This is a genomic window from Bacillus sp. MBGLi79 (assembly GCF_002953915.1).
In genome coordinates this window covers 4275136-4295969 of record NZ_CP026521.1, presented here as the reverse complement: position 1 = coordinate 4295969, position 20834 = coordinate 4275136, and the positions used below count along the sequence as shown (strand labels likewise).

Here is a 20834-nt window from a genome sequence, read left to right as displayed (position 1 = left end):
TTATATTTCTTATTTTTACGACTTATTGGTCTAATTTTATTTCTAAGCTTTTTCTTACCGCCATATTTTAAATAATATCGATGCTCTAATCCTCTTGCTTGCGCATATGTTAATCCTCCTCTTTTTTTTACCATTCGCGCATCTGGGTGGTTTTTTTTATGGGCGGCAGCTCTTCTTTTCATATTTTTTGTTCTTCCGACATACACAACTTTCTTTCCTTTTTTTAATACATAAACAGAATGTGCCGCTTTATACAATCGACTTGCTGCTTTTATTCTTGCTCCACCAACAAAACCTAGAGCAGCAGCACCTACTACATGTTTCCAGCCCTTTCCTGACTTGTACGCCTTATATCCGTCATAAGCCGCAAAGCCAGCGTTTATAGCTAACCAGACTAGATGCCCATCCGGATCAACATTCATCACAGGGTTATTATTTCCATAAGCATACCCATTCTGATCCAATGAGTCTCCATCGCTGCCCGGGTCTGGGTCGAGCGATAGGAACACGCCGTTTCTTGGCTCGTAGTAGCGGGCCATGAGATAGTACAGGCCGGTTTCTTCGTCGTATTGGTAGCCTGCGTAGCGGTAGCGGTTGTCTTTCACTTCATCGCTTGCTTCGGTTTTTGTTGGATTTCCCCATGCGTCGTATTGATACTTGGCAACGGTTTTTCCAGTGCTGTCTGAGATCGCGATGACGTCGCCGTGTGCGTTGTAGTGATAGAAATATTTCTTGCCATTTTCTGTGTAGGATAACAGCTGGCCGCTGTCCCCGTACGTGTACGATTTTGTGACGTTGTTGTCCGCGTCTGTTTCATACAAGACGTTCAAGCTGTCTCCGTCGTAGAAGTAGTTCGTGACGTTTCCGTTGACGGTTTTTTGGATTCTGTTTCCTTTTTCGTCATACTTATATGTTGCGAATGGCTTGTCTTCGCCTTTTTTGGTAACGGCGGTCAGGTTATCTTCTGCATCCCACGTATATGTGAATTTGCCGTCGGATGTGCGGTTGCCGTTTTTATCGTAAGAGATGCTTTCATCATTGACTTTTGTCAGCTGGTTCATGATGTTGAAGGAAGCGTTCACCGTTTTGCTTGAGCCGTCTTTTACAGTTGTAACGGTTTTCCGGTTCCCGAATCCATCATATGTGTATTCAATAACAGTACCGTCTTCATGGGTTTCTTTGACAAGCTGATTCAGCTTCCCATACTCATATTGCACCTTGCCGCTTGCTGAGCTGTTTATCGTTGTGCGGTTGCCGTTGGCGTCGTATTCATAGCTTTCTGTCAGAATGCTTCCGCCGTTTTTGTCACCGATATGCAGCGAGCTTACAAGGTTTCTTTCGTCATATGAAAAACTTGTTCCACCGCCGTTGCCCGTAATAAAGGTTTGGACGTTGCCATTTTCATCATAATCAAATGAATAGGAAGATGTACTGTCTTTCATCTCAATCATTTGATCCAGCTTGTTATACGTAAATTGATTCGTTCCTTTTTGGTCCCCATGAGTCCACGAGAAGGTTTTCAGCTTATCGGAGTCACTAGGGTATGTCCAAGTTTGACTGCCGCCGCGGTCAGTCAATTCGGTTAAACGGTTTTTATTGTCAAATGTCCGTTTCTTTGTGGTGTTCTGCTCTTTATTAACGACCGACGTTTCATTTCCATTTTTGTCATACGTGAAATTGTACTTTTCTGTACCGTTATACGATTTTGATTTCACCCGGTCTGTTCCATCATAAGAAAGAGACACTTCGTTGCCATTTGGTGAAATGGTTTTGGTCAGGTTGCTGTTGGCATCATATTCGCTTGCTAGCACATTGCCCAGAGGGTCAGTTGTTTTGACAAGCTTGCCCATCACATCATATTCGTATTTATAGGTTTGATCTGCTCCCGCCCGGATGGTTTTGCTTACCTCATTGCCTTCCTTATCATAGCTGTGAAGGATAGAAGTGCCGTTGGAGAGCGTCATGTTTGTCAGTTGGTCTGCCTGATCATACGTATAGGATGTTTTTTCACCTTTTGCATCCGTTTCAGACGTTTTCTTACCAGTTTCATCGTAATCAGTTGAAGTAGAGTATCCTAGTTCATCTTCTTCCTTGGTCACATAGTTACCATTACTGTCATACGTGCTTTTTGTCAGAAGGCTTCCTTCAATCAAACGGATATCATCAAACCACGCGGTTCCTGTTGCGCTCTTTTGGAACAGTATGCTGATATCGACTTTATTGATCGGCTTTGTTTTTGGTATAACAACAGCTGCGCGGTTCCATTCCTGTGTTCCAGAAGGGAATTTCGCATTGTATACGCCTGTGCTGCCGTCCGAGTAAGTGACATTAGCCTGCAGAGAATAGTCTTTTTCATCTGTGAACTTGACACTGCTTGCTTTCGACATGCCTGTCAGTGTGAGATAAACCGGTTTGTCATTTGCGCTTTGCCCTAAGACAACGGTTTGTTTTGTTACTGATCCGGCTTGGGACGCACTGGTCCGGGCAGCTTTTAATGATACTTCATCATTAAAGCCTTCTTCAGAATCAACGGATGCCCCGCTTACATTCCAGCTTTCCGTTGCTGTTGTGAAACTGCTGTTTTGAACTGGGTTATAGCTTGACGATACTTCGCCTTTTTCCAGCTGGACTTCATCAAACCATGCTTTTCCTTTGCCATCTTTATCTTTATGATCGACTTCCATATATACAACAGCTTTTCCTGCATTTGCTGGAGTCGTAAAAGTGATTTGCCGTTTTGTCCAGTCATTTTTTCCGGCTAATGCACTGTATTCATTGTGAATCCATTGAATTCGTTTTTGATCTTTGTCTCGCAAATCAATGTTAAAGTAGGCTCTTGATTTCGCTAGATCCGTTTTGATTTTCCCGCTTAATGTATAGGTTGTATTCGGCTCCAGTTCAACTGTTTGAGTCGCTGAGGAATACCCGTGATCGGTTCCTGCAGACGTTGATTGGCTCAAGACTTCCAATGCCTTTGATCCGGAAAGAACTCCGCTTTTATCGGCGATGACTGAAATTTTGCCGCTGTCTTTAGAGGCAGTCAGATTCCAGCCGGATTTTTGTGCTTCAAAGCTTCCATCTTTCAAAATATTAGTTGAAGCTGATAAATCTTTGCTGGATTGAATCTGATTTCCGTATTTATCATAAACGGCTGCTGACGATGATTTTCCGCTCTGATCGGTTTCGGATACAGCATCCAGTCCGTCATAAGCAATATCCGTGACATTGCCCTCGGTATCCTTCATTTTTGTGACATCGTTGTTTTTGTTATATTCGTATGTCTCAGTTCCATATGCGTCTTTAACCGACGTAACGTTGCCATCTTTGTCATATTGATAGCTTTCCGTTGCTTTTCCGGTGCCCACGTCGTTTGGATCTACATCTTCTACGACATTGTTGCCTTCATATTTTGTATTCGTTGTAATTTTTAGCCCTTCAGCATCATCAATGACCTGAATCGGATTTCCCGCTTCATTATAGCCATACTGTACCTTCCGGCCATTTGGCTGTGTCATGAGAAGTGTCTTTTTATCAGCATCATAGCTGTAGACATATGTTTCTTTTTTAGCGTTGATCGCTTTTTCGAGACGGTGTCCGCTATACTGATATTCGGTAAAGACAGGCTTTGCTTCGGTACTGTTGGCTGAATTCTGTTTGACAAGGCGCCCTTCGCTATCGTAGTCATAGCTTGTGACAGTCCCGTCTGTATCTGTAACCTTCTTCAGCAAATCATTCTCATATGAGTAGGTGACTTTCTTGTTTTTAGGTCCGGTGATGGACGTCACATGGCCATTTTCATCATATGTGAATGTGAGCTTACGGGCTGAAGCATCTGTAATGGCCATCAGTTGATTTTTGTCGTTGTAAGTGTAGACGGTCGCATTGTTGTGGCCATCCACTACCTTTTGAAGCTTACCGCCTTTTTTATTGAAATAAGCATTGGTTTGATCCTTTGTTTTTAATATGAACTGATCAGCTGTTTCTGTTAATTCAAGATATACACCGGTCGGCGGCTGATAGGTGCCATCGGCTTTTTTCGTGAATCGATGTGTCGTAGCGTCTTCATCGATATACATTGCCCCGCCATCCGTTGAGATGACAGATGTTTCTGCATCAGCATACCAGCCTTGCCCAAATAAATGATCAGAGCTATCAAGACTGTTGTAGGTTCTCGATAAGCCAAGTCCCGGACCGCGTCCGTCAATTGACAAATCTTCTTCATTCACAATGACATTGCCTGTAGCACCATTTAACTGGCCGCTTGGGATATCAATGATAGACCAGTATTCTTCTGTCCCAAGGAATTCTGCTCCTTCATGGAACGTTGGGTTAAAGGGCGCCGTTGGAATTGTTTCACCATTCGCATCATAAGCGACAAGCGTGAAAGAATAATTCTTCTTCCCTTTGTAATTCCCATTTGCATTGTTATAGACAGGTGATGGATCGAGGGCTAATTCCCCGCCTTTTCCATCTGTATGAAGCTTATAGCTTCCAGCTTTGATTTCCTCAGAAGTCGGCCAGATGTTTTTATTTTGGGTTGTCCAATGATCCGCGTCACCCACATCAAAGGATTGATATTCTTTACCGTTGTAAATGTTAACTTTATAGCCTTTCGCATTTTGAACCTTTTCCCATATCAAATTCACATAGCCCGTTTGACTCGATTTTGTATTTGTATACAAATAGCCAGTTAAATTCTTTGGCTTAGCGATATCAGGAAGTGCCGGGTTAGCAGCCGGTGATGCAATGGATTCGCCGTCTTTGTTGTATGCGATAATTTTAAAGGAGTAATTTCTTTTGGCTCCATCTCCCCCGGCGTTTTTATAAGTTGGGCCGGGATTGATCGGGAGCTCTGCACCATTGCCGTCTTTCAGATGAAGAGCATATTTCCCAGCCTTAATTTCAGCACTTGTCGGCCAAATCTTTTTCCCTTTGGTGGTCCAAGACGTCTGATTTCCCAGATCAAGTGTCTCAAAGCCTTTCCCATTGAACACCTGAATCTTATAGCCGGTTGCACCAGATACAGCTTTCCAAGAAAGATCGAAATAACCTGTGGCATTCCCATTATTGTAGCCCTTTGCTGATGGTGCTTGTGCTTTTCCTACATTAGGGATAACGGGCTTTGCCGGTGCGGACATCGCTCCTTCACCTTGGTCAAATACTGCACTGACGCCAATCCAGTAGTTTTTGCTTGTAGCATAGCTTCCGCCGGAATTCTTATAGACCGGGGATGGATCTAATGCCAATTCAGCTCCATCCTTGCCGTCCAGATGCAGTTTATATCTCTTGGAGGCAATTTCTGCGCTCGTAGGCCAGATTTTTTTCCCTTTTGTGCTCCACGACGTGACGTTGCCTGCAGAAATCGCTTGATATTCCTTACCATTGTAAATCCATACCTGATATCCTTTTGCGCCTTCAACCTTTTTCCAGCTGATATCGAAATAACCAGTGGAATCGCCGTTGTGATAGGCTTTAATTGTAGGGGTGTTTCCCTTTGGTATGGTATACGTCACTTCAATATACGGTTTATTGGCGGAGTTCGCTGAAGAAATTAGTTTTTTCCAATATTCCTTGCCGTTTCCGTTTGTATGAAGCTTAAATCCATAGTTGGCCCCGCCGGAGTTCCATGACTTTACAGCAGCAGTCACGTCATAACTCGCCCACTGTCCTTTATGGACGTCGGCTTTTCCGATATTTTTAGATGCCGGTTTTGTATTCCATGTCACTTTTCCATTATCATAATTGCTGTTTACCGTATCCAGCCAAAGACCGGTTGCCTTTGTTCCATAATAGGAATGGGCTACGTATGTTTTTAATGTAGCTTTAGTGACAGTCATATTTTGAATTGGTTTTAGGTTGTTAAATTTCATGAACGCATAGTTTGTGCCTGTTGTTTTGTCATAATAGCCCGTTTTCAGTACATAGGCCTTTAAATTAGCATCCCATTTTTGTGAGGAGGCCGAATAGTTCGTCGTCGGGTAGGCACTCATGACAAACGTGTCCGATGAAACAGATAAAGAAGTTGACGGGTCAATAGAAACTGGATATACGCGTTCCGGGTCTTTCAGCCAGTTCTCGTCTGCCGTAAGATGAAGCAAATACCCTTCTTCATTCTTTTCCAGCTTATAGCTGACTTTGTCTGACCGTTCAACCTCGCCGGAAAGCTCATCTAGTTTTGAATCCGTCATAAAAGGCTTAGGCACAGAAAAAACAACTTTGCCTTTTTCATCAGAAAAATCAATGGATCCATCCTCTTGCTCTTTAGCCTGCAAATCGGTTTTTAACTGAAATGTAAATGTGTTGTATCCATCATACTGATGAAGGACTAAATCTTCTTTTATGTTTTCGTTGAATGTGAAAGTCTGAAGATCAATATTCGGAAACACATCCGGATATACAATCTCATTACTGTCAGTCTTATAATCTGCTGAGGTATCTTTCGGAGTAAGTGAAGTTTTATTCGGGCCTTTCGCTTCTACAAGTGAATATGTAACCTTATGGTCATTATGCTCAAAAGTCGCATAAAGCCCGTTCTTCATTTGCTTTTGAAAATCTGAATTCAAAATGGCGTTCTCTGTTTCGACTTGTTTGCTTGTCGACTCTTTTAACTCAGGAGAAATGTCTTCCCAGTCAGCATCCGGTGTTTCCTTTGTATGAATAGGATCAAGGTATACTTCCTGTTTATAGACACCGTCACCTTCATAATAGAGCTTTGTATTTTCTGTTCTTTCTGAGGTGATCTCTCCCTCTTTGTTTATATCTTTTGGATCAAAAGGTATGGCTTTCTCAGTCTGTTCTTTCCGAGAAGTTTCTTCTGGATCATCGGCAACAATACGATTTCCATTCTCTTCTTCTGTGGTTTTTGCCAGTACATCTGCTGGCAGTAATGAAATCATTAAAGCCAACACTAAAAATGCTGCTATGAACCTTTTACAGTTTCGCCTCTTTCTTTTTTTCATTTTCTCTCTCCTTCTGTAATAAAAGTAACATTTACTCAATAATCTTAACTAGACTGAAATATTATTACAATATTTTTCTAGAAAATTTATCTTATTTTAAGGATTAGCGAGAGTCTATTGACCTAAAATAAAAAAAAGGCCGCATAGGCCTTTTTACATTTTTTCATTATTGGATTTGTTCAATATCCGTACCTTCAGCTGCCACATTCTCCTTCCCTTTCCTCCTGACAAGCGTCAAGGCCATGCCCGCAAAGATCAGCACGATGCCGAGCGTTTGATAGAGGTCAGGGCGGAAACCTGTGAAGACGGTATCGAGCACGATCGCGACAGCGGGGTCGAGAAAGACAATGATTGAAATAAATTTCGTTGATAAAAATCGCAAGCTGTCAAAAAACAACAAATATACAATACCCGTATGAATAATACCGGTAGATACCACCATAATCCAGTTTCCCTGAGAAAGGTCAGCAAAAGCGCCAAAGTGAATAAACGGAATCAGAATGATAACCCCTAAACCCGTTTGCAGGAAGGTGGTCGTGTAAGGGCTGAGGTTTTGAATGCCTTTTCCTAATAAAGTGGTGAACGCATAAAACAGCGCGGCGAGAACGGCCCAAATGATCCCTGATCCCATCAGCTGCGTCAATGAAGTATTGCCGTTAATCCCGGAAATCAGCGCAGTTCCCAGAAAACAGATGATAATGGAGCTGACGGAGATGACATGTAATCTCTCTCTGTAGATGATGCTTCCCAGGAGAAGAACAAGCACCGGTGCTAGGTGATAAACGGAGATAGCAATTGTAACGGACGTTTCTTCAAAAGACTTAAATAAGAACACCCAGTTGAATACAAGAAAGAAACCGCACGCCAATGTTTGCAGCACGTCTCTCTTTCTCCATTTTTCAGTTTTATATTGGCCGGACGCCAGCCAGCAAAAGCTTAAAAATAGCGTCGCGCAAAGGCAGCGGACAAAGACCAATTCAAATGACGGCAGATTGGTATGCTCTGAGAAAAAGCCGATGGAGCCGAAAATCACCATAGAGATGACCATTTTGATTACGGCTGTTGATTTTTGTTTTGGTGTGATTGAGAGATCTTGCTGCATCAAGCGTATTCTACCTCCAGTTATGTATAGGGAAAAGCACCCCAACTGCAAGGTGCTTTTCCCTTTTTTATAGTTTCTTGCCTGCCGTCCAGCCGCCGTCTATGACAAAGTTTGAACCTGTAATAAAGTGCGCCTCATCAGAAGCCAAATACTTCATACAGGAAACAATATCACTCGGCTGCCCCCACGTATGAAGGGCATGGTTATCTTTGATCAGCTGAACCATTTCATCGTCTTGAAAATACTCTTCCGTTAATTCTGTTTGGATCACGCCCGGTGAAATGCTATTCACCCTGATCCCCTTTGACCCGAATTCCATAGCGAGCTGCTTCGTCAGTCCGATGACCGCGTGCTTGGAAGATACATAGGCAGCCCGCGCAGGCTCTGCCATCAGCCCGGACACAGAGGCGATGTTGATTATACAGCCTCGTTTTCCCAGCTTTGACCACAGCCCTGCCGCGTCTCGGGAAAGAATAAAAGCTGCCGTGAGATTAATGTCTATGACCTTTTTGAATGATTCTGCCGATAATTCAAGAACAGGGGTGATTTCCCTTATCCCTGCTGCATTGATCAAAATATCAGGGATCAGTCGGCTTTGTTCAAGTTTTGGCATCAAAGATTCCGCCTGCTGGACATCAGACAAGTCTGCTTTTTCCATGTGAAACTCACTGTTTACTATAAATTCTGACATTTTATTTGTTTGAATATCCACTCCAACGACTCGAAAGCCTTCTGTTAGAAATTGCTTTACTGCCGCAAAGCCGATTCCGCTATTTGCCCCAGTGATTATTATATTCTTTTTCTTCATCATTTTACATTCTGCCTTTTTTCATTTTGGTAATTTGTAATAATCTGAATATTATTATTTGACAATATATTACAAATAATTTAGCATTGCACTACATCCTCTATTTTCCACATTTTCTATCATACAGGAAATTACTAAAAAAATCATCTACTTTTTAAGGAGAGATTCATATGGTTCAAGTTTCAAAGGTACAAAAAGAGTTGACATCCGATATTTCTAAATATGCTTCTTTTTTAAAGGAAAACGGTTATTCGTATATTCCAGCAGATTTCTACCGGCAAAAAAATACAGACGCCGCAGTCCGCGAATTACAGCTTACATATGACGCTTTGAAAGCTGATCCTAAAGGAGGCGGCCGTTACAGAGCGCATTCCCGCTACATTTTGGCTCCTCACTCCGACACTCTTGAATTAGATCCGGATAATGGATATTTTCAATCAAAAGAATATAATTATGATGACGGCGGTATCGTCAGACAATTTGAAAAAATATCAGATGAGTTTCTACAGCATCCTGTAACGAGGCAAATGATACATTCAAATGTAGAAATGGCGCGCCAAACCGATTTTGTAGATTGGGAGAAAGAAGTGATCGTCGGGCTCCACCAAGTCAGATATCAAGTGACACCTGACGCGCCTTCATACAGCTCACCCATTTGGCTGCATCGTGACGATGAACCGCTTGTTTTCGTCCATCTATTTCAGCTGAGCGAGGATGCCATCGGCGGAGATAACTTGATTGCTCCATCTGTTAAGCAAATTGATAAAGTACTGCGGCTGACAGACCCGCTTGAAACACTTGCTCTCGGGCAAAAGGTCTTTCATGCAGTTACACCGGTCGGCACTGCCAATAGAGATGGTGCGCATCGAGATATATTATTAGTTACATTTTCTAATAAATAAAAAAAGCGCCCAAGGGGCGCTTTTTCAATAAATCTATCGAACAATCAAAACCGGGCAGGTTGATAATTGAGACACTTTATGGCTGACGCTTCCAAGCATCATTTCTTTCAGGCCGCTGATCCCCCGGCTGCCAACGATGATCAGGCTGACGCCTTTCTCTTTTGCATGATTTAGTATTTCATGTGCCGGCTCGCCATTCGCATAAATGATTTCAGCTTGAACACCGTTTCCGGCTGCTTTTTCTTTTGCGTTCTCTAGGATTTTCAGGCCTTCTTTTTTAACTTCGTTCCTGATTTCATCAATAAAATGTTCAGGCACATAGACAATTCCCGTCAGAGAAGAAGTCGTGACGACGGCTTCTCTCCCCACATGAAGAATGCTTAGTTCCGCTTGCTGCTCTTTGGCCAAATGCACTGCGGCATCAAGCGCTTTTTCACTCATATCTGATCCGTCAATCGCAACTAACATTTTGTTAAACATGCTCTTCCCGCCTTTCGGACTGTGGGTGGTTCATCTTTCTCTTTTATTGTCCGCCTGCTTTTCGTTATTGTCAATTGAAGCGCACGAGTTTTCAAAAAGTTGTCAGAGACTCTCTCCGTTTGTAGCGATGACCTGCTGATACCAGTTGAAGCTTTTTTTCTTGATGCGGTTTAATGTTCCGTTTCCTTCATTGTCCCGGTCCACATAAATGAAGCCGTAGCGTTTTTTCATTTCCGCAGTTGATGCGCTGACAAGGTCAATTGGCCCCCATGATGTGTATCCGATTAATTCAACGCCGTCCACAATGGCTTCGCGCACTTCAATTAAATGATCACGCAGATAGTTGATTCTGTAATCGTCCTGAATTGTGCCGTCATCCTCAACTTTGTCTACAGCGCCAAGGCCGTTTTCAACAATGAACAGCGGCTTCTGATAGCGGTCGTATAATGTGTTGAGCGTAATGCGCAAGCCTTTCGGGTCAATTTGCCAGCCCCATTCTGATGATTTCAGGTAAGGGTTTTTAACTCCGCCCAGCAGGTTGCCGCCTGATTTTGCAAGCTCTTCCGGATCAGTGCTCGCCGCCATCGACATGTAGTAGCTGAATCCAATGTAATCTACCGTATGTTCTTTCAAGAGCTCTTCATCGCCTTCAGCCATTTCAATTTCGATATTGTTTTCTGCCAGATAGCGTTTCATATATCCCGGGTACGCGCCTCTTGCCTGAACATCTGAGAAGAATAGTGTTTTGCGCTCGTTCTCCATTGCCGCGAAGACATCCTCCGGCTTAGAGGTCATCGGATAGGTTGTCGTGGCCGCTATCATACAGCCGATTTTCGAATCAGGAATGATTTCGTGACCCGCTTTGACAGCAAGAGCACTGGCGACAAATTGGTGGTGTGCCGCCTGGTACATCGCGTTTCGTTTGTTTTCTCCTTCTTCAAAGACAAGACCGCCTCCGGTAAACGGGGCATGGAGCACCACATTAATTTCATTGAACGTCATCCAATACTTCACTTTGTGTTGATAGCGTTGGAATACAGTTTTGGCATAGCGTTCATAAAACTCTATGACTTTGCGATTCTTCCAGCCGCCATACTTCTTCACTAAACCGAGCGGCATTTCATAATGAGAGATGGTTACGACAGGCTCAATATGATGCTTTAACAGCTCATCAAACAGATCATCATAAAATCTAAGACCTTCTTCATTGGGCTCCTCTTCATCGCCATTCGGAAAAATTCTCGTCCACGCAATTGATGTACGGAACGCTTTAAAACCCATTTCCGCAAACAAAGCGATATCCTCTTTATAACGATGATAAAAGTCAATCCCGTTGTGATACAGATTCAAGGAAGTCATTGATTCATCATATGGAGACATGATGCCGTTCGGCGATACGTCAGCTGTCGAAAGCCCCTTACCGCCCTCGTTATAAGCACCCTCCACTTGGTTGGCAGCAACCGCGCCGCCCCATAAAAATCCTTCTGGAAATCGTTTTGCATTTGAACTCATATTGATCACCCCATCAGTTTTTTAAGATAAAGCAAGCAGCGCTTCTTTTGTCTGCACTTTACCGATCTCTTTCACCGGCGAAAATGAATATTGGTCTGTATTGGTCACGATCACCGGGGTAATGACGTCATATCCCGCGGCTTTGATTTGCTCCAGGTCAAAGGATACGAGCGGATCTCCCGGTGCGACCTTGTCGCCTTCTTTGACATGAGCCGTGAACCATTGTCCCTCCAGCTTCACCGTGTCCAATCCAATGTGTATGAGAATTTCAGCTCCCTGATCACTCGTAATGCCAATTGCGTGTTTTGTTTTAAAAATGGTGGTAACGCTTCCATGAACAGGCGAGACCACTTCTCCTTCTTCAGGCTCAATGGCAAATCCTTTTCCCATGATCCCGGCAGAAAACACTCCATCTTTGACTTCGCTTAAGGCTTTCACTTCTCCCTTAATCGGGCTGTGAATGATTTCTCCGCTGCCTTCATGCACTGCCGGCTGCTGGCTGCCGTCAGAAGACACATCCTCGAATCCAAGCAAATACGCAGCTGCTGTTCCCGCCACAAATGCAATCACGAGACCGAGCATCGCGTAAATAAACGTTGGCCCGATAAAGACAGGGATGCTCGGCAGTCCTGCATTTCCACCGACGATATAGGAAGCAACACCCGTCATGCCGTAAAACGCGCCACCTGCTGCACCGCCAATCAAAGCGGCCGCAAACGGCTTTTTCAAACGCATATTCACGCCGTACATCGCAGGTTCTGTGATCCCCATCAGCGCTGTGATGCTCGTGGTAAGCGCGAGTGATTTGAATTTTTTATTTCTGGAGCGAAGGAAGACGGCAAATGATGCCCCGGCCTGCCCCATATTCGCTAAAAACATAGCCGGCAGTAAATAATCGTGTCCGTTTTGAGCAATGTTGTTGATCATAATTGGCACAAAGGCATAATGCATGCCCGTCATAATGATTAAAGAGAATGTTCCCGCCAGCAAAATCATCGCCACAAGCCCTGCATGATCAAACAAATAATTGACCCCAGTAGACAAGTATTCTCCTAAAATAGCGCCAAGCGGACCGACTGTAATCAATGTCAGCGGCACGACAATCAATAATGTCAACGTCGGAACCACAATCAATTTGAGAGACGAGTGTGTAAAACGGTCAATCCATTTTTCCACGTAGGAAGCAATCCAAATCGCCAGCAAAATCGGAATGACTGTTGACGAATAAGTGGCAGCGGTTACAGGAACCCCGATAAAGGAAATCGGTTTCCCCGCACCGAGCAGGGCTGTCAAATCCGGGTGCAGAATCGCCGCCGCAATGGCTGCCGCCACGTACGGATTGCTTCCGAACTTTCTCGCCGCACTCATCGCAAGCAGGAGCGGCAGGAAGTAGAACGCGCCGTCACCGACAGCCGTCAAAATGACATGAACCTGGCTCTTCTCCGCCATCCAGCCATACGTAACTGCCAGCGCAACAAGCCCTTTGATCATCCCCGCTCCCGCAATCGCAGGCAGAATCGGAGTAAACACACCAGAAATCACATCAAAGACCGCACTCAGCACATTCATTTTCTGAGAAGATGAACCAACGCTCTTTTCGTCACTGAGATTGCTGTGCCGCACAATCGCCTGATACACCTTCGGCACATCGTTTCCGATAATGATTTGAAACTGCTCGCCGCTGATATTGGTGCCCATCACCCCCGGCAGCTGCTCCAGCTGACTGCGATCTGCCTTCGCGTTGTCATGAAGATTAAAACGCAGTCTCGTCATGCAGTGAATCACGCGCTGAACATTTTCTTCCCCGCCTACGAGTTGTAATATGTCTTTCGATAATTTATCATAATCCATGTGTATACCTCCTTTTTATGGGGGGACTGCTGGATGAAAGGTGGCCGCCTTTCACCAGCTTTTTTTTGTATCAAATTGCCGCATCACCTCCTAAAAGAGAATAAAAAAAACCTAAATGACACAGATTGCGAGAGTCTCCTCCTGCACCTGCACCATTTAGGTTTTGCCTGCTTTCGCAGTAACAATCCTGACGGGTCGTTTTATTTGTTTGTAGGTATACTTTAGCACTAGATTCAGAGGATGTCAACGCTTTCATTTTTGGTGTTGACTATCGTTTCTAGAACAAAAGTAATCATAAAGATTTGAACTTAGTATTAACTTCAATAAAAAATTATTGTAATTAAAAACCTTGAAAGGCATTTTTTCCAATCAAGGTTATGAATCGTTACCGATTAAATTTTTTTAAAGACTTCTTTATCTGTACTATTACATTCTTTAGCCAATCTATTGGTTCTAAATTAAACGCAGGAAAATACACGCCATCTGCGCAAGATTGAATGTAATCTTTTTTCTCATTTTCTGAATGCTCACTTTCAATAAAATCCGTTAAAAAGACAATAGCATCCTCCAAATATTCCTTACTTTCCTCTGTTAATAACTCTTGTATAGCGTCATCAGGAGTTTCAATATCTTGATGGAATGTTCCAGCTAAAAACTGAAAAAACTGCTGGCTGCCGGCATCATTGGATTGCTGACTGTCTCCTTTGCCTCCCCGTCTTTTGCCGCTGAGAAACAGACTGACACAAATGTAGCTGTTTTGTTTGATGGAAGCGGAAGCATGATTCAAAAAACAGGGGGAGAGCGCAAAATAGACATTGCCAAAAAATCAGTAAAGTCTTTTGCCGAGCTGCTTCCGAAGGATACAAATCTCATGCTTCGCGTTTTCGGACATGCTGGAAACAATAAATTGTCCGGCAAAGCTCTTTCATGCAGCACAACGGAAACCATTTACGGCCTTCACCCATATGAAGGATCGCTGTTTGACAATTCATTGAGTGAGATCAAGCCGACTGGCTGGACACCGATTGCCAAAGCACTTTCAGATACAAGAAAAGAATTTGAAGCTTTTGACGCTGACGGAAAAAATGTGGTGTACTTAATCACTGACGGTGAAGAAACGTGCGGCGGAGACCCTGCGGCGGAAATCGAAAAGCTTCGTGCATCGAATGTGGACACGATCGTAAACATTATTGGCTTCAACTTTGATGTTAAAGGCAATGAAGAGTTGAAACAAGCGGCTGTAGCTGGAGGCGGAGAATACATTTCAGCGAACAGTGCGGATGAGTTTGAACAGGCTTGGGAAAAAGAAGCACAAAAATTTACTGAGTAAGGAACCTAATGATCAGGCGCTCCCCCAGGCGCCTTTTTTTATTGGTTTAAAAACAGTTGGGGCGGGAATGATACCCTTAAAAGGGGTTGAACATATGAAATTATTAGGAATGATTTTTCTTATAGCCACCGTGGCATTCATATTGATTGGTGTTCTTCTAAAACTGGCAGCCTTCTTTTTTGTCAGCATTCTCACCTTGATCGCAGCTATCGTGCTGTTTACGGTCCTGAGAAAGAATCAGCATAATCAAACATAGAGTCCTTTGTACAGAGGGCTCTTTTTTATGCCTCAGAATTCGACAAAATCCGGGGAGTGTGAAAAAATATAAAGGCAGGAACATTGCGGAGGGGAAGAGACATTGAACGATAAAGCAACTGCGGTCAGGGATGTATGGCGCTATGAACAAGGGGAAATAAGCAAAATAAAAGACCGGATGGTAACGGAATACCCTTTGACAGTGATACTGAATGGCAGTGAATTTGTGACGCTCGTTTGCACGCCTGAGCATATCAAAGAGCTTGTCATCGGATTTCTCGCATCAGAGGGTGTAATACGATTTCAAAAAGAGATTAAAAGGTTTACAATAGATGAAAGTCTCGGTTTTGTTTATGTCGACCTCGTTCATCCTGAGACATTGGATCAAAAGGATTATACGAAACGGGTGATCGGCTCATGCTGCGGGAAGGGCCGTCATTTTTATTTTCAGCAGGATGTCAAAACAGCCAAGACGGCTGTCAGCCAAATCAAGATATCGCCTGATGCATGTCTGGCGCTTATGAAAGACATGCAGCAAATGAGCGGGACGTTTCAGGAGACGGGAGGCGTCCATAATGCGGCGCTATGCGACACAGAGAAACTGCTGTTGATGCGCACAGATATCGGCCGGCACAACGCACTTGATAAATTATACGGGCATTGTCTACTAAATGGGATGTCCGTCCGTGACAAACTGATTGTGTTCAGCGGCAGAATCTCATCAGAAGTTCTGTTAAAGGCGGCAAAAATCGGCGTGTCGATTGTCATTTCCAAATCGGCCCCGACGGAGCTTGCGATTCAAATGGCGGAAGAATTGAATATCACAGCGATCGGATTTGTCAGAAACGAATCATTTAATGTATATACACACCCTGAGAGAATCGGGGGATAGGAAGGGGCTGTAGCTATGATTACAGAGTCGCGTCAGATGTTGGATAAGAGAAACAGACCGCTGAGAGACCTTCGCATTTCTGTTACAGACCGCTGCAACTTCCGATGCACGTACTGTATGCCCGCCGAATTATTCGGTCCGGACTATCCTTTTTTAAAGAAAGAGGAGCTGCTTTCATTTGAGGAGCTGGAACGGCTTGCGACACTTTTTGTCACAAGATTTGGCGTTGAAAAAATCCGCTTGACCGGCGGAGAGCCCCTCATGAGAAAGGATATGCCGGAACTAATCAAAAAACTGGCCCGCATTCCGGGTGTCCGTGATATTGCGATGACGACAAACGGTTCACTGCTGCCTGTTTATGCGGAGAGGCTCAAGGAAGCCGGGCTGAAACGGGTTACGATCAGCCTTGATTCTTTAGAGGATGAGCGTTTTAAAAAGATAAACGGACGCGGCGTTTCTGTCAGCAAGGTGCTGGAAGGTATTGAAGCGGCGAAGCAAGCGGGGCTCGGTGTTAAAATCAATATGGTCGTTCAAAAGGGCGTCAATGAAAAAGATATACTGCCAATGGCCCGTTATTTTAAAGAAAAAGGCCATATCCTGAGATTCATTGAATTTATGGACGTAGGCAATACCAACCAATGGGAAAAGAAAGACGTTATGACGAAGGCGGAAATCATAGATTTGATCAATGAACACATGCCGGTTGAGCCGATAGCGCCTAATTATACAGGCGAAGTGGCTTCCAGATTCCGCTACTTGGACGGCTCCGGAGAAATCGGCGTCATCTCATCTGTATCTGATGCGTTCTGTGGATCTTGCAACAGGGCCCGTCTTTCTGCGAGGGGTGAGCTGTTCACCTGTTTATTCGCTTCAAGCGGATTTGACCTCAGAGCTCCGGTTCGGCAGGAATTAAGTGATGACGAACTGTCAGAAATGATCGGCACAGTCTGGAAAAACCGGATCGATCAGTATTCAGTCGATCGTACGCTATCAAAAGCATCAGGCAAAAAGAAAGTGGAAATGTCTTATATTGGCGGTTAATATGAAGTCAAAAGCTTATCGGCGCTGTCCGGTAAGCTTTTTTTATCAAAATCTGAGTGCAAAAAATTCGTATAAAAACCGAAATATATAAGGATAGGCATAAAGAAGGATTCATTGTAAGAAATTTTAATTCCAAAGCCATACATTATGATAAAATATAACCAATTAGAAAATAGAAAGGGTTGGAGGGCATGGCCGCGTACGAGATCCCGTCATCTCAAGTAGGAGTGAAAATCAATAAGTGGTATAAGCACATTTTAGCATTTCAAGTGGCTGATGCCGTAAAGCTGAAGGAAGAAATTGATCAAGACATAGAACAGATGGAAGAGGATCAGCTGCTTCTCTTGTATTATCAGCTGATCAGCTACAGGCACCAAATTATGCTGGATTATGTAAAGCCCGACCTGCACGAGGAATCTCAGCTTCAATATCGTGAATTGATCAAAAGGCTGGAAAGCAATCAGGACAGCATCTCCGGATTATCTGAGTATTATTTTCACTTGTTTAGAGGAATGTACGAATTTGAACAGAACAATTACATCTCCGCTATATCCTTTTACCGGAAAGCTGAGAAGATGCTTGCGTTTGTAGAAGATGAAATTGAAAGAGCGGAATTTCATTTTAAGGTGGCAGAAGTCTTTTATATTATGAAGCAGACGCACTTTTCCATGAACCACGCCGTACAGGCGCTGGAGACGTATAAGGCTAACGATTTTTACAGAGTCAGAAGAATTCAATGCCATTTCGTCATATCAGGAAATTACATAGACTACAGAAATTATGAAAAAGCGCTTGAGCATTTGGATGACGCATACCGTCTTGCTTTATTGGAGGGACAGCCCCGTTTGATCGGATCAGCCCTTTATAATATCGGGAATTGCTATGATGACAAGGGGGAGCTGGATCAAGCCGCCGAATACTTTGAAAAAGCGCTTCCAGTCTTCGAGGATTATCAGCTTGAACAGCTTCCAAAAACGCTCTTCAGCCTGACCCGCGTTCTTTTCAAAAAACAAGATGCCGAGGCTGCGATGCACTACTATGAAAAGGGAATTGCCATCGCCAAAAAACGTAACGACTTCTTCAGTCTGGCAAAATATAAATTTCTGCAGGCCTTATATGTGGAATCTGTCAATTTGGATATGATTCAAGAAGTATTTGATTATATGGAAGAAAAAGGCCTGTACGTATATATTGAAGAATTTGCTTTAGATGCTGCCTCCCATTTCAGTCATCGTGAGCAATATAAAGAAGCGGTGTATTTTTATGAAAAAGCGGTCAGCATGAGAGAGATGATTCAAAGGAACGATTGTTTATATAAAGTATGAGACAAAACCATCTGCCGGCAGATGGTTTTTTTATATGCAAAAAAAAGGGGAGCATCGGAACGTTTATTTCCGGGGAGAACAGGAAAAATCGCTACAGCACTGTTTTTTGTACAAAAGCCGTTTTGGGATGCAGATATACATGATTGATTGAGGGGGAATTCGATGTTTGGTTTCAATGATATGGTGAAGTTTCTATGGTCTTTCCTCATTGTTCTGCCGCTTGTACAGATCATACATGTTTCGGGGCACAGCTTTATGGCCTTTATTTTTGGCGGAAAAGGCTCATTGGATATTGGAATGGGAAAAACACTGCTTAAGATTGGGCCAATACGGTTCAGAACGATTTATTTTATCGATTCTTTTTGCCGATACGGGGATTTGAAGATTGACAATCGATTCTCAAATGCACTCGTGTATGCCGGAGGCTGCCTGTTTAACCTTATCACGATTTTTGCAGTCAATCTGCTGATTATCCACAGTGTATTAAAGCCGAATGTGTTTTTCTATCAGTTTGTCTATTTTTCTACGTATTACGTGTTTTTCGCCCTTCTGCCGGTTCGGTATTCAGAGAAAAAGTCATCAGACGGGCTGGCGATATACAAAGTGCTCCGTCACGGAGAGCGCTACGAAATCGATAAATAACATTCGAATGTTTAGTGCCTCTCAGATCGGGAAGGTAACAAGTACACATATAAATGAGGGGAGAGAATCAACATGGGTAACGATAGTGTAAAAGACAAAATGAAAGGCGGCTTTAATAAAGCCAAAGGAGAAGTGAAGGATAAAGCCGGAGATATGACTGACAGAACGGATATGAAGGCTGAAGGCAAAAAAGATAAGGCGAAAGGCGAAATCCAAAAGGATATCGGGAAAGCGAAGGATAAATTCTCAGATAAAGATTAATCATACGGAAGAGGCAGGAAACGATATGTTTCTTGTCTTTTTTTTGTTCACTTTTTCTGATGTGAATAAATATAACAAAAAAAGCATCTGATTTGGTCAAAATATCTAAATTTTTCAAATATTATTTGAATTGATGAATCTCTTCTATATAATAATGACATGAGTTGTTAACTTTTGTAACATCACATGACAAAGGGAGGTTCTGAATGAAAAACAAAGGGGTTGGAATACAGGCTGTTTTTCTGTTGTGTCTGATCATGGTGTTGATGGCAGGGTGTGCTGCGCCGAAGAAAGTGTCAGAAGCCAGCGGAAGTGCGAAAAAAACAGTTGATATCGACACAAGCGGGGATTCAGTGAAGGTCGGGATTCTTCACTCACTAAGCGGGACAATGGCGATCAGCGAAGTGTCCGTCCATGATGCAGAGTTAATCGCGATTCAAGAAATCAACCAAAAAGGCGGAGTTCTCGGCAAAAAGCTTGAACCCGTCGTGGAAGACGGCGCTTCAGACTGGCCTACATATGCGGAAAAAATGAGAAAGCTGCTTCAGCAAGACAAAGTGGCTGCTGTTTTTGGCGGATGGACATCTGCTAGCCGCAAAGCCATGCTTCCGGTTGTGGAGCAAAACAATGGGCTGCTGTTCTATCCGGTGCAGTACGAGGGAATGGAGACATCACCTAATATTTTTTATACCGGAGCAACGACGAATCAGCAAATTGTGCCAGCTGTGGATTATCTGCTGAAAAATAAAGGTAAAAAGTTCTTTATGATCGGATCAGATTACGTGTTCCCGAAAACAGCCAATAAAATCATTAAAGCACAAGTAAAAGCGGACGGAGGAGAAATTGCCGGTGAAGAGTATACGCCGCTAGGCCACACCAATTACAGTACGCTCGTCAGCAAAATCAAAGAAAAACAGCCCGATGTCATTTTTAACACATTAAACGGCGACAGCAACGTGGCGTTTTTCAAACAGCTGAAAGATGCGGGGATATCGGCTGATGATATGCCTGTCATGTCGGCAAGTGTCGCTGAGGAAGAAATTAGGGGGATCGGCCCTGATGTGCTAAAAGGACATTATGCGGTGTGGAATTACTTCCAGACAACCAATACGAGCGAAAATCAAACATTCGTGAAGAACTATAAAAAAATGAACGGCGATAGCCGGGTGACGAGCGATCCGATTGAAGCCGGCTATAATGCGGTCTATCTCTGGGCAGCGGCAGTTGAAAAAGCCAAGTCCTTTGATGTCGATAAGGTGAAGAAAGCGGCTGACGGGATTTCATTCAAGGCCCCGGGCGGCACAGTGAAAATTGACGGTGATACACAGCATCTCTACAAAACGGTCAGAATCGGGCAAATCACGGGGGATGGACAGTTTAAAGAAGTATGGAACTCAGGTGAACCGGTAAAACCTGATCCATATTTAAAAACGTACGACTGGGCAAAGGGGTTATCTAAATAAATCAAAGCCGT

At 43.5% G+C, this 20834-nt stretch carries 15 protein-coding genes and 1 pseudogene; 9 read left to right on the top strand and 7 right to left on the bottom strand.

Annotated elements, in window-relative coordinates:
• The 3 genes from wapA to C1T29_RS21895 all read right to left on the bottom strand — a co-directional run.
• Positions 1-6959 (bottom strand): tRNA nuclease WapA (gene wapA / locus C1T29_RS21905; protein WP_231516519.1); only part of this gene is annotated, 6959 nt, incomplete at its 3' end.
• Positions 6960-7125: 166 nt separating this feature from the next.
• Positions 7126-8061, bottom strand: coding sequence for a DMT family transporter (locus C1T29_RS21900; protein WP_069838392.1), 936 nt, complete (start codon positions 8059-8061; stop codon positions 7126-7128).
• Between the two features lie 67 nt (positions 8062-8128).
• A complete protein-coding gene (locus C1T29_RS21895; RefSeq protein ID WP_103749190.1) occupies positions 8129-8872 on the bottom strand; it encodes an SDR family NAD(P)-dependent oxidoreductase in 744 nt (247 codons plus the stop codon).
• A 167-nt stretch (positions 8873-9039) separates the two neighbouring features.
• Here C1T29_RS21895 and C1T29_RS21890 point away from each other — a divergent pair, with 167 nt between their 5' ends.
• The gene (locus C1T29_RS21890; RefSeq protein ID WP_103749189.1) at positions 9040-9771 is read left to right on the top strand and encodes a 2OG-Fe dioxygenase family protein; all 732 of its coding nucleotides are present in this window, start codon (positions 9040-9042) and stop codon (positions 9769-9771) included.
• A 33-nt stretch (positions 9772-9804) separates the two neighbouring features.
• On the opposite strand, the gene C1T29_RS21885 is transcribed toward C1T29_RS21890, so the two are convergent.
• The 4 genes and pseudogenes from C1T29_RS21885 to C1T29_RS21870 form a co-directional block, all read right to left on the bottom strand.
• The gene (locus tag C1T29_RS21885; protein ID WP_103749188.1) at positions 9805-10251 is read right to left on the bottom strand and encodes a universal stress protein; all 447 of its coding nucleotides are present in this window, start codon (positions 10249-10251) and stop codon (positions 9805-9807) included.
• A gap of 102 nt (positions 10252-10353) precedes the next feature.
• Positions 10354-11763 (bottom strand): aryl-phospho-beta-d-glucosidase, encoded by a 1410-nt coding sequence (gene bglH, locus C1T29_RS21880; protein ID WP_103749187.1) that lies wholly within the window; start codon positions 11761-11763, stop codon positions 10354-10356.
• A 21-nt stretch (positions 11764-11784) separates the two neighbouring features.
• Positions 11785-13614, bottom strand: coding sequence for a PTS beta-glucoside transporter subunit IIABC (gene bglP, locus C1T29_RS21875; RefSeq protein WP_103749186.1), 1830 nt, complete (start codon positions 13612-13614; stop codon positions 11785-11787).
• 385 nt (positions 13615-13999) lie between these two features.
• Positions 14000-14275 (bottom strand): annotated as a pseudogene (locus C1T29_RS21870) (contact-dependent growth inhibition system immunity protein); the annotation flags it as partial.
• On the opposite strand from C1T29_RS21870, the gene C1T29_RS21865 reads away from it, so the two are divergent.
• From C1T29_RS21865 to urtA, 8 genes are all read left to right on the top strand, one after another.
• The gene (locus C1T29_RS21865; protein WP_103749269.1) at positions 14270-14944 is read left to right on the top strand and encodes a vWA domain-containing protein; all 675 of its coding nucleotides are present in this window, start codon (positions 14270-14272) and stop codon (positions 14942-14944) included. The pseudogene C1T29_RS21870 and the gene C1T29_RS21865 sit on opposite strands and share 6 nt — an antisense overlap.
• Positions 14945-15038: 94 nt before the next feature.
• Positions 15039-15200, top strand: a complete 162-nt coding sequence (locus tag C1T29_RS21860) for a hypothetical protein (RefSeq protein WP_014665707.1) — start codon at positions 15039-15041, stop codon at positions 15198-15200.
• Positions 15201-15302: 102 nt separating this feature from the next.
• Positions 15303-16091 carry a formate dehydrogenase accessory sulfurtransferase FdhD gene (gene fdhD, locus C1T29_RS21855; RefSeq protein WP_095432233.1) on the top strand — a complete coding sequence of 263 codons (789 nt, stop codon included), beginning with the start codon at positions 15303-15305 and terminating at the stop codon, positions 16089-16091.
• 15 nt (positions 16092-16106) lie between these two features.
• Positions 16107-17132 (top strand): GTP 3',8-cyclase MoaA, encoded by a 1026-nt coding sequence (gene moaA, locus C1T29_RS21850; RefSeq protein ID WP_040081560.1) that lies wholly within the window; start codon positions 16107-16109, stop codon positions 17130-17132.
• Between the two features lie 191 nt (positions 17133-17323).
• A complete protein-coding gene (rapB, locus tag C1T29_RS21845; RefSeq protein ID WP_095432232.1) occupies positions 17324-18457 on the top strand; it encodes a response regulator aspartate phosphatase RapB in 1134 nt (377 codons plus the stop codon).
• Between the two features lie 162 nt (positions 18458-18619).
• Positions 18620-19099: a hypothetical protein gene (locus tag C1T29_RS21840; RefSeq protein ID WP_095432231.1), complete on the top strand. Its 480-nt coding sequence runs from the start codon at positions 18620-18622 to the stop codon at positions 19097-19099.
• A 72-nt stretch (positions 19100-19171) separates the two neighbouring features.
• On the top strand, positions 19172-19360 hold the full coding sequence (gene csbD, locus C1T29_RS21835) for a stress response protein CsbD (RefSeq protein WP_095432230.1): 189 nt from the start codon (positions 19172-19174) through the stop codon (positions 19358-19360).
• Positions 19361-19566: 206 nt separating this feature from the next.
• Entirely contained in the window at positions 19567-20823 is a 1257-nt protein-coding gene (urtA, locus tag C1T29_RS21830) for an urea ABC transporter substrate-binding protein (RefSeq protein WP_095432229.1), read from the top strand.
• Positions 20824-20834 lie beyond the last annotated feature (11 nt).

Bases quoted from the DNA above. Each gene is read 5' to 3' on its own strand.
- C1T29_RS21900 (WP_069838392.1), bottom strand. From the start codon at position 8,061: ATGCAGCAAGATCTCTCAATCACACCAAAACAAAAATCAACAGCCGTA.
- C1T29_RS21895 (WP_103749190.1), bottom strand. From the start codon at position 8,872: ATGATGAAGAAAAAGAATATAATAATCACTGGGGCAAATAGCGGAATC.
- C1T29_RS21890 (WP_103749189.1), top strand. From the start codon at position 9,040: ATGGTTCAAGTTTCAAAGGTACAAAAAGAGTTGACATCCGATATTTCT.
- C1T29_RS21885 (WP_103749188.1), bottom strand. From the start codon at position 10,251: ATGTTTAACAAAATGTTAGTTGCGATTGACGGATCAGATATGAGTGAA.
- bglH (WP_103749187.1), bottom strand. From the start codon at position 11,763: ATGAGTTCAAATGCAAAACGATTTCCAGAAGGATTTTTATGGGGCGGC.
- bglP (WP_103749186.1), bottom strand. From the start codon at position 13,614: ATGGATTATGATAAATTATCGAAAGACATATTACAACTCGTAGGCGGG.
- C1T29_RS21860 (WP_014665707.1), top strand. From the start codon at position 15,039: ATGAAATTATTAGGAATGATTTTTCTTATAGCCACCGTGGCATTCATA.
- moaA (WP_040081560.1), top strand. From the start codon at position 16,107: ATGATTACAGAGTCGCGTCAGATGTTGGATAAGAGAAACAGACCGCTG.
- rapB (WP_095432232.1), top strand. From the start codon at position 17,324: ATGGCCGCGTACGAGATCCCGTCATCTCAAGTAGGAGTGAAAATCAAT.
- C1T29_RS21840 (WP_095432231.1), top strand. From the start codon at position 18,620: ATGTTTGGTTTCAATGATATGGTGAAGTTTCTATGGTCTTTCCTCATT.
- csbD (WP_095432230.1), top strand. From the start codon at position 19,172: ATGGGTAACGATAGTGTAAAAGACAAAATGAAAGGCGGCTTTAATAAA.
- urtA (WP_095432229.1), top strand. From the start codon at position 19,567: ATGAAAAACAAAGGGGTTGGAATACAGGCTGTTTTTCTGTTGTGTCTG.